The organism is Herpetosiphon sp. NSE202 (assembly GCF_042688385.1).
Taxonomy (GTDB): Bacteria; Chloroflexota; Chloroflexia; order Chloroflexales; family Herpetosiphonaceae; genus Herpetosiphon.
Genome location: NZ_JBHUPY010000037.1, coordinates 1 through 935, shown reverse-complemented (window position 1 = coordinate 935; position 935 = coordinate 1). Strand labels below are relative to the sequence as shown.

Below are 935 nucleotides of genomic sequence, written 5' to 3'. Positions count from 1 at the left end.
GAGTACGAAACCGAAAATCGCCACTATGCCCACGTCGACTGCCCAGGCCACGCCGACTATATCAAAAACATGATTACCGGCGCTGCCCAAATGGACGGTGCGATCTTGGTGGTCTCGGCACCCGACGGCCCGATGCCCCAAACCCGCGAACACATCCTCTTGGCTGGCCAAGTCGAAGTGCCCGCGATGGTGGTCTTCTTGAACAAAGTCGACATGATGGACGACCCTGAGTTGCTCGAACTGGTCGAAATGGAATTGCGCGAGTTGCTGACCAAATACGGCTTCCCGGGCGACGAAATTCCGATCGTGCGCGGCTCAGCGAAAGGCGCATTGGATAGCGCATCAACCGATGCGAGCCAACCAGAGTATCAATCAATCCAAGAATTGATGCAAGCGGTTGACGACTATATCCCAACGCCAGAACGCGCCATCGACAAACCATTCTTGATGCCCATCGAAGACGTGTTCTCGATCAAAGGCCGCGGTACTGTGGTGACCGGTCGGATCGAACGCGGGATCGTCAAAGTTGGCGATACGATTGAAATCATCGGGATGGGACCAGACGTACGCACCACCGCCGTGACCGGGGTGGAAATGTTCAAGAAGTTGCTGGACGAAGGTCGCGCCGGCGACAACGTGGGGGCACTCTTGCGCGGGATTGAACGGACGGACGTGGAACGCGGTCAAGTCTTGGCAAAGCCAGGCTCGATCAAACCCCATACCAAGTTCAAAGCCGAAGTGTACGTGTTGAAGAAAGAAGAAGGTGGCCGCCACAGCCCATTCTTCAGTGGCTATCGCCCACAGTTTTACGTTCGGACGACGGACGTGACGGGTGCGATTGGCTTGCCCGAAGGCGTGGAAATGGTGATGCCAGGCGACAACATCCAAATGACGGTGGAGTTGATCGTTCCGGTTGCTATCGAACAAGGCTTGAA

General features: G+C 56.0%; 1 protein-coding gene. It reads left to right on the top strand.

Annotated elements, in window-relative coordinates:
* Positions 1–935 (top strand): elongation factor Tu (gene tuf / locus ACFMKP_RS24750; RefSeq protein WP_382296522.1); only part of this gene is annotated, 935 nt, incomplete at both ends.